The 8,452-nt window shown below is 36.6% G+C and carries 6 protein-coding genes and 2 pseudogenes; 4 read left to right on the top strand and 4 right to left on the bottom strand.

Annotated features, from left to right (window positions below):
* Window positions 1-65: 65 nt before the first annotated feature.
* Complete coding sequence (locus CLNEO_RS05775; protein ID WP_066085742.1) at window positions 66-260, top strand: accessory gene regulator B family protein; 195 nt, start codon at window positions 66-68, stop codon at window positions 258-260.
* Window positions 261-285: 25 nt separating this feature from the next.
* A pseudogene (locus CLNEO_RS16255) lies at window positions 286-516 on the top strand (IS3 family transposase); the annotation flags it as partial.
* Between the two features lie 372 nt (window positions 517-888).
* Here CLNEO_RS16255 and CLNEO_RS05770 read toward each other — a convergent pair.
* Window positions 889-1,428 (bottom strand): hypothetical protein, encoded by a 540-nt coding sequence (locus tag CLNEO_RS05770; RefSeq protein ID WP_066085739.1) that lies wholly within the window; start codon window positions 1,426-1,428, stop codon window positions 889-891.
* A gap of 484 nt (window positions 1,429-1,912) precedes the next feature.
* On the opposite strand from CLNEO_RS05770, the pseudogene CLNEO_RS05765 reads away from it, so the two are divergent.
* Window positions 1,913-2,305: pseudogene (locus CLNEO_RS05765) on the top strand (winged helix-turn-helix domain-containing protein); the annotation flags it as partial.
* A gap of 127 nt (window positions 2,306-2,432) precedes the next feature.
* A complete protein-coding gene (locus CLNEO_RS05760; RefSeq protein ID WP_330382561.1) occupies window positions 2,433-3,332 on the top strand; it encodes a zinc ribbon domain-containing protein in 900 nt (299 codons plus the stop codon).
* A 189-nt stretch (window positions 3,333-3,521) separates the two neighbouring features.
* On the opposite strand, the gene CLNEO_RS05755 is transcribed toward CLNEO_RS05760, so the two are convergent.
* From CLNEO_RS05755 to CLNEO_RS05745, 3 genes are all read right to left on the bottom strand, one after another.
* The gene (locus CLNEO_RS05755) at window positions 3,522-4,898 is read right to left on the bottom strand and encodes a recombinase family protein (RefSeq protein WP_066085736.1); all 1,377 of its coding nucleotides are present in this window, start codon (window positions 4,896-4,898) and stop codon (window positions 3,522-3,524) included.
* 86 nt (window positions 4,899-4,984) lie between these two features.
* On the bottom strand, window positions 4,985-5,401 hold the full coding sequence (locus tag CLNEO_RS05750; protein ID WP_066085733.1) for a UPF0158 family protein: 417 nt from the start codon (window positions 5,399-5,401) through the stop codon (window positions 4,985-4,987).
* The gene (locus CLNEO_RS05745) at window positions 5,398-8,403 is read right to left on the bottom strand and encodes a TOTE conflict system archaeo-eukaryotic primase domain-containing protein (protein ID WP_066085731.1); all 3,006 of its coding nucleotides are present in this window, start codon (window positions 8,401-8,403) and stop codon (window positions 5,398-5,400) included. Before CLNEO_RS05745 ends, CLNEO_RS05750 begins: the two co-directional genes overlap by 4 nt.
* Window positions 8,404-8,452: the final 49 nt, after the last annotated feature.

The following is an 8,452-nucleotide window of genomic DNA, read 5'->3' as shown; positions in this document are numbered from 1 at the left end:
CAATACCCACCTTGAGGATGTAAGAAAAACTTTTTTAGACACCATTTTGTAAGGAGAGTGCTATCATGATTATTAAATTTGCAAACACATGGGCAAATTGGCTCGTGGAAAATGGAGCAAGCCGGGATGACTATGAAATTTATGCCTATGGCGCAGAATGTATGCTAAATGAACTGTTCTCTGATATATTGCTAATCCTTACCGCATTGCTGTTCCACAAAACGTTTGAAATGATTCTAGACCAGTGTTTTCTATGGTAACACATCTACCAAAGGTGGAGCGCTCATTCTGCATTCAGACTGAGGCTGGCACTATCATCACAAGTAGTACCAACGTATGCTCAGATTGAGAAGCGTTCATCAAAGCATGAGCCGTAAAGAGGTTGATAGACAATGCCGTAATTGAAAATTTCTTTGGATTGCTTAAGAATGAGCTGATGTGCCTACAAGATTTTGAGCCCAGGGATCATCTCAAAGCAGAACTATTTATTACAACAATTGGCGCAGAAATGCATAGTTAAAAGGCTTGCCGCCTGCATTATACAGACAACAAGCCCTTACAGTTGCATTTTGGGCAAATTGGGCTCTGCCCCTCAGTAACTATTCCTTATATTTCTCGTCTTATATTAGATTTTTGGCTAACACAAATTTGAAACCGCTCTCCCTCATTTTTACAATGGTGGACTTACTTCATATAACACCCATTGAACTGCATGATAAATTTTACAGCCTTGTTACAATTTTATTTGACTACGTCAATTTTAGAAAAGATTACAGTCAAAAAAAATAATTTTGTTTACTACTAGTTTTCCGATATCCCATTGCTAATGCCTTACAGCATATCTCCATAAATTAAAAATCTCCTGCCCACTGGCATAAAAAGAATTTACTACATACCATAATCACTCAAATGATATTCACCATCTTGGTAGTTGTATAAATACAATTTTGTTTCTTTCTTGTCTCCTTCATTTTTATATAGACGAAAAATAATTGTATTCGTTGTAAAATCTAAGCTAAGGATATCAGAAAATATAGGTTCAAACATAGTTTTTTCCAGTGTACTTTCATCATAACCGTATAGTCTTATGTCTGCAACCCCTAACTCATTAAAATGTTCTTGATCGTACCAGCTTAAATGTCTTTTATTTGTAGTATAAAAATGAAGCAATGCATCTGTTGTTTCTTCAGAAGTATCCAGACCAGCATAGCAGCTGTAATCAGCAGCATATTTTTTCACAATATTGCCTATAATAGTACTAGCCTCCCATCCAGCATACCTCTCAAGATAATCATCTCTAAATCCTGCCCTTTCCGTTCCCCAGTCTACAATCTGAAATCTTATTTCTTTATTGTTTTCTGGATATGCATTAAATGCACTGGCATCATCTACTAATATTAATCCCTCTTCAATGATAATTTTTTCCACATATTTTGACTCCACATATTCCGTCGCTGGTCCAATTAATTCATTGTATCGCTTTTTTAATATCTCGCTCTTAACTAATTGATTACATAAATTATTACAACAATCGGCGCAGAAAGGCATAGTTAAAAGACCTGCCGCCTGCATTATACAGACAACAAGCCCTTACAGTTGCATTCTTGGTGTCACCCCAAATTGGGCTCTGCATCTCAGCAACTATTCCTTATATTTCTCGTCTTATATTAGAATTTAGCTTACATAAATTTGGAACATTTTCCCTCATTTTTACAATGATAGACTTACTTCATATAAGACCCATCGAACCTGCATGAAAAATTTTACGGCCTTGTTCCAATTTTATTTGACCATGTTACTTTTAGAAAAGATTACAATCAAAAAAGCAAATTTTGTTTTAGAGTAGTTTCTGATATCCCATTTCTTTTAGAAGTTTTCCAATGATTTAATATTTCTACAGCAAAAAACCAGCATAACAAAGCCATTCAAACTGGCAGTATTTATGTCGAGAATAAATGCATTGCTTCGCAGAAGTGACAATTTTAATCAAGCAGATACAGAATTAAATTCTAATGGCATAAAAGTAAAACTCCTAAAAGGTGAAGTCTATAAAAATGAGGAACAGCTTGACTTAACAGCAAATGAGTATAAATTGTTGTGCCTGTTTATGGAAAATCCAGATATTGTCCTTTCGTCGGAACAGATTTTAAGCAAACTATGGGATTGTGATGAAAACTATATAGATAACAATACCCTTACGGTGTATATACGCAGATTACGTACAAAAATCGAAGATAATCCAAGCGATCCCCAAAAAATAGTGACGGTTCGGCGCATGGGATATAAATGGAATACTGTGGATTGAGGTGTACGATGAAAATACTGGTAAACAGGAAAATAAAAAAACTTTTTCGTTTGGTATTGATGATTATAGTAGCATTTACCTTGATTTCTGCTGCTTTCATAGGTTTAAAATTTGAAAATGCAGCGTTGTGTGTATCATAGATGAGGAACTCTGGAACAAAGCACATGAAAAACCAGAAATAACAGGAATAAAATCCCCATCTAAAATTGGTCGGGACAGAACGCACTTATTAAGTGGTATTTTAAAATGCCCGAAATGCGGTGGCCCGATGTACACCAATAAACACGCTTGGACAAACAAAGACGGTACATATAAAGAGATTTACTATTATGTTTGCAGTAAAGCTCGAACAGCACGGGGAAAAAGCTGTGACTATAAAACTATGCTCAAGAAAACTGACATTGAGCCACTTGTCATTGAGGCAATCAGAGAGCTGATTAAAAATCAGAATTTTGCAGCAGAAATTAAATCAAGGATAGGCAAGGAAATTGATACTTCCACTTTAAACAGAGAACTAAGCAATTATGAAGCTAAGTTGCGGGAGGTCGAGCTTAATAAAAACCGTCTTGAAAACGAAATTGACAGTCTGCCGGAAGAAACTCGTTTTAGAGAACGCAAGCTTCACGATATGACTCTTCGCCTTGATGGACTGTATGACATCATTGTAGAGCTGGAAGAAAAAATTGAAGATGTAAAGCTGCGCCGCAAAGCCGTGGAGCAAGATGCCATCACATTGGAAAACATCTACACCCTACTGGCAAACTTTGATAAAGTGTATGATAAAATCAGCGATGAAGAGAAAAAATCTCTAATTTCTTCGCTAATCAAAGAAATAGAGATTTTTTCATGTGATGAGGCTGAATTACCCCTCAAGTCTATTTTATTCAATTTTCCTGTTTATAAAGACGGTGGAGATGTTTGTGGGTTTTTGTGGGACAAAAGTACGCACGTTTCAACGTGCCTTGAGCCGACAATTCTAATGCCTACAAGACCTACTTGTTCCTTGGCGGAGATGTATTTTTCTTGAAAACAGATCAATTTAATCTGCTTCTTTGAAAAAAACCTCACGCATAGTAAATCAAATTGCGTCATCTTTGTCTGTTCATTATCAGCATATTGAGCATCTACAACTTTACCAATTAGTAAAAATTGTGCGCAACAAAACTTTCAAACGTATAGTGGTTTGAGAGCTTTATTCTGAACAATTATTCAATTGTCATGATAAAGTCTTTTCGATTACTAGTCCAGATTTAAAGTGAATCGCTGTAATTCCTTCTTTCTTGATTACAATCCGGTCAATCACCTTATTAATTATCTGCTTTGTTATATTGTCACTCAAATACTTCTCATTCTCCATTAAATTTACAATCAAAATCGCTTTAGTCTTGAGCAAAAATACTGTTGCATCCGCTGGATCAGTTTCTAAAATCATGTTGAATAGCTCGCTTAGTAAATTTAGCATTTCTGCTTCTCGCACTGTTGTTGAATGTTTACATTGAAGGGATCCAGGTTTCAACTGTTCTCGACATCGCCAAACAAATGCTTTACCATTTTTATTCTGCCAAGTTACTCTGGTATAAACATTATTGCAATTACCACAAATAATAATACCACTCAATGGATAAGCTGAACTATATCTTTTACCAGTGCTCTTTTCTCCTGTACAGCTCCTTCTTTTCATTTCTTCTTGAACAAGATAGAATTGCTCTTTAGTGATTATTGCTTCATGACTGTTTCGGACATAGTATTTTTTTACATAACCATTATTTTTGACTCTCTTCTTTGTTAAAAAATCGATTGTATGAGTTTTTTGAAGAATTGCATCACCAATGTATTTTTCACATTGAAGCATTTTGTAAATGGTTTGAGGATGCCAGTGTTCTAATCCCGTTGTTGTCCGTATACCTTCTGCTTCCAGTACCCTTGCAATTTTATTTGCTCCAAGTCCTTGCAGATAAAGATCAAATATCTTTCTAACTATATCAGCTTCTTCTGGGACGATAATTAGTTTGTTATCCTCGTCCTTTGTAAACCCCAGGAACTTCTTGTGATTAACTTGGACGATTCCCTGTTCAAATTTCCGAACGATTCCCCATCTTGTATTCTCACTTAAATTCCGACTTTCTTCCTGTGCTTGACTGCTTAAAATGGTGATCAGTAATTCTCCTGTACTATTCATCGTATCAATGTTCTCTTTTTCAAAGATGATACGAATTTGCCTATCTTTTAATTCACGAATAACTCGCAGAAAATCAACTGTATTTCTGGCAAATCGACTGATTGACTTTGTCAGGATAAGATCAATTTTCCCTGCATAACAATCTTCAATCATGACATTAAAACTATCACGATATTTAGTACCTGTTGCTATCTTTCCTTCATCTGCATAAATTCCGGTACAGTGCCAGTTTTTATTTTGTCCAATTTTTCTTGTGTAATAATCGATTTGAGATTCATAACTGTTTTCCTGTTGTTCAAATCTTGTGCTCACCCGACAGTATGCTGCTACATTAAGTATCTTGTTTTCAATCCTGACATGCTTGTCATATTTTGGATCCGGTGGAATTACAGTAATTTCTTTTGATTGTTGCATATCAATTTCTCCTTTGCACCTATTATTTTGACTTGTCTATTATACAGGGTCATAATAAGCCAAACGAGAAAAAGTTTCACGCATTTCTAAATCATCTCAATATTATTTTTTTCACACCACTTGGTAGCAATTTTCAAATAAGCATCATCGCGAAACTGATACCAATTCTTTTCCAATCCTAAGTCAAACAAACTATCTTTAAATCTTCGAAAAGCTCCTTTGCTTCGTATTGCCGAATAAAGCCGATCTTGTTTATCTACTGCATTCAACTCATCAATAAAATTTTCCATCATGGCATATTCATTGATTTCATATTTTCCTGGAAGGACTATATAATCTTCATAGTTCTCATCAATATCGTCTCTTAATTCAGCATCTTCTTCATCATTCATACCATCCATAAGCAGCATGACGACTTGCTCAGTTTTCATATTATAATAATACTGCGTTTCGTCATCAACAAAATCCAAAGCTTCCAGAACATCATTCAGTTTCACTTTCATAGCATTTCACCTCTTTCTTCTTTCTGAAATGAGATTTCCATCAATTCTTGTGCAATGTCCTTGCTAAGCACTCGCATTAAATTATCATCTTCTTTTTCTCCAGACAGCAGATTCATACTACCATACCACACAATTTCTTCATCGATAACGGCGTAATGCTCGTGCATCACTGGTCGTTCTAAAACTTTGATGCCGACTCCGACAAGATGTCCTATTAATTCTCTTGTCTTTTCAACTCTTTTTTCAGGATAACTTTCAGGAGATAAGGTCAACACCATGACCGAGATGCCATCTTCCTGCTTTTTTTGCATTAAAGCAATCAGTTGCTTCACTTTTTTCTCATTAATACCAGGGCTTGAAATGATCAAATTTTTGTTTGATTCCGTTAGATCCTTTAAATAGATTTCCTGATACGATTTCTTATCATATATTGCATTTGCGCTTTGCTTCTTATCAATCAATGCCATACATATTTCATAACCAATTTTTTTATAGGCTCTGAGACGCTTGTGATACATTTTCTCCAGTACACGAATATGCGAATCCACATAGTCATAAATGATGACTTCTTGTTTCCCTTCAAAATCTCTATGAAGTCTACCGGCATATTGTTCTACATTGCCTTCCCAAGCGATTGGCGTTGTCAGCATCATCGTATCCAACCTTGGATAATTAAAGCCTTCACCAATATACTGTCCAATGGCAACAAGTATAATCGTTTCATTTTCTGGAACTTCTTTCATTCGCTTCCTGATCAGATCTCTTTCCTTAGCCCTTTTACCGCCTTGCAAAAGGTAAATATGATCAGCGCTGTCTTTTAACATGTCGAATAGAACAGCGGCATGTTCTTTGAATTTCGTCAACACCAGTGGTGTTCTTCCATTTTCCAAGCATATTGAAACATCAGCAACGATCTGCTTATTTCTGATTTCGCTTTCTCTTGCCAGCTTATAAGCATCATTTATTTTAATCGTTTCGCCATCCGGATGAACAAGACGAGTGAATCGTGGATATACGAAATGTTCAATTCCCTGTTCTTTCGCTCGGTCCTTGGCCGTATAACGATAGCGTATCGGTCCGAACTGCATAAATATTTTAGCTTCCTGACCGTCATCACGTTTGGGCGTTGCCGTAAGTCCATAAACATATTTTGCATTCACTTCATTCAATACTTCTTCTGCTGTTTGTGAAGCTCCATGATGACATTCATCCATTATGACAAGGCCATAATCCTTTACCAGTTGATTAATCTCTCCATTTTTGCCTAATGATGAGATCATGACAACATCGATAATTCCGGTCACAGAGTTATGTCCTGCATACATACGCCCGACGACACTTTTTCTCTTTTTTATTCTACCTGTTGCTGTTTTATATTCTGGTGGTTCTTCATCAACAATCAAGAATTTTTCAAAGTCCTCCACCCAGTTTTTCATAATTTCTGTATTATGAACCAGTACTAATGTATTGATCTTTCGGGCTGCTATCAAATAGGCACCGACTGCCGTTTTTCCAAAAGCTGTTGCTGCGCCCAAAATTCCTATATCATGATTCAGGATTTCTTCAGAAGCTTCCTTTTGTTCTGGGCGAAGTTCACCCACAAAAGTAACCTCTATTTTTCTGCCACATTCTCTGTGGTCTGTCTTTTTGTAGGCTATACCTGCCTCCTCAAGTTTTTTCACCAGTTTTTCTTTGCAGCCACGTGGTATACACAAATACTGATCAACATCCCGGCTACACGATATAATTCTTGCCGTTCCTCTTGTCCCAAATCCCATGGCTTGATTCTTGTAATACTCCGGATTACTGAACGCTGCTAGTCTTCTGATTTGATTCTGTAACCTTGGTTTTACATTTCCTGTATCAATATAGATCTGATTGTCCAGTGTAATATCCAATGCACCGTCTACATCCGTGATTTCAAAGTTTTTCCTTTTCTTTTCCCAAGGCTTGGATATGCCATTGTCACTTTTTTCTACTGTTCCGCTCATATCTTCTGCAAGCATACCCAACAGGCCGTCCGCTGACCATTCGTTTATTTTTTCATCAATAAACGCTTTTGATATTTTACTGGTTGACTTTAGTACTTGCCACTGGTCAGGATATGCATTCCAGTTTTCATCAATAAATGCACTATTCCCGCTTTTTAACGCTTGTCCTTGTAAAGGCAGCGCAATAAGATTCCCAATTCCGCCCTCTGGCATATGATCTTGCGCTGGAATCATTCGGTCATAGGATTTAAAACTTTTTTGATTTACTGACTCTGCTCCTTTTGTAAGTAAAGCAGTTCCAAATTTTCTGGCAGCAGCTGCAGGAATAGGCTCCTCAAAAAATAGCCAAATATGTGCACCTTTTCCTGACCTCGATCGCTCAACCAAGTTGTCCACATTATTGAGCTGACAGATGAACCGCATTGCGTTCACCTCATCAATCCATTCATCATCTGTATTGGCAAAATCATCGACCTTGCTCTTATCATCATGATTGTCAAAATCAAAAACAAGAAAATTACAGGTTTCATCCTGCAACATTGGATATAGCCCTATGACATCGGAACAATCTTCTTTTGCTCCGATCAGATGCTGCATAATCACTTCGCCTCTAAGTTGCTTGTAATTTTGATTTCTGCACTCACCACATTTTATCTTTTTCCCATTCTTTTTCGGACACAACCCATCTTTCCAAAAATTCCAACACTGTGTATAATAACCGGTTTGTCCTGTTTTTGGGTTCGGTTTACCACCTCGCTTGCTATACACATCCATTCTTCCTTTGAACATGGAATAGAAAAATCTGAAATGAATCTTTGTTATTTCTTCCTTAATAATGCGCGCTCCTTGATCAATATCTTCATCAACGCTACTACTAATTGCTTCACTATTTGGACTCACTTCATAAGGGATCTTCGCATCCAGCAAAATCCCTTGCAAATAGTCAACTTTTGACTCCAGAAGAAGTATTTTTTCTTGTAGCTCACGTATTACTTGATCTTTATTTTCCACAAGGGCTCTCCGTCTATCAAACCTTTTATTTTATCTATCCACTAAAAAC

Source organism: Anaerotignum neopropionicum (genome assembly GCF_001571775.1).
GTDB classification, from domain to species: domain Bacteria; phylum Bacillota; class Clostridia; order Lachnospirales; family Anaerotignaceae; genus Chakrabartyella; species Chakrabartyella neopropionicum.
This window is presented reverse-complemented; position numbering and strand designations above follow the sequence as displayed.

Coding starts and splice junctions, on each gene's coding strand:
- CLNEO_RS05755 (WP_066085736.1), bottom strand. CDS start 4,898: ATGCAACAATCAAAAGAAATTACTGTAATTCCACCGGATCCAAAATAT.
- CLNEO_RS05750 (WP_066085733.1), bottom strand. CDS start 5,401: ATGAAAGTGAAACTGAATGATGTTCTGGAAGCTTTGGATTTTGTTGAT.
- CLNEO_RS05775 (WP_066085742.1), top strand. CDS start 66: ATGATTATTAAATTTGCAAACACATGGGCAAATTGGCTCGTGGAAAAT.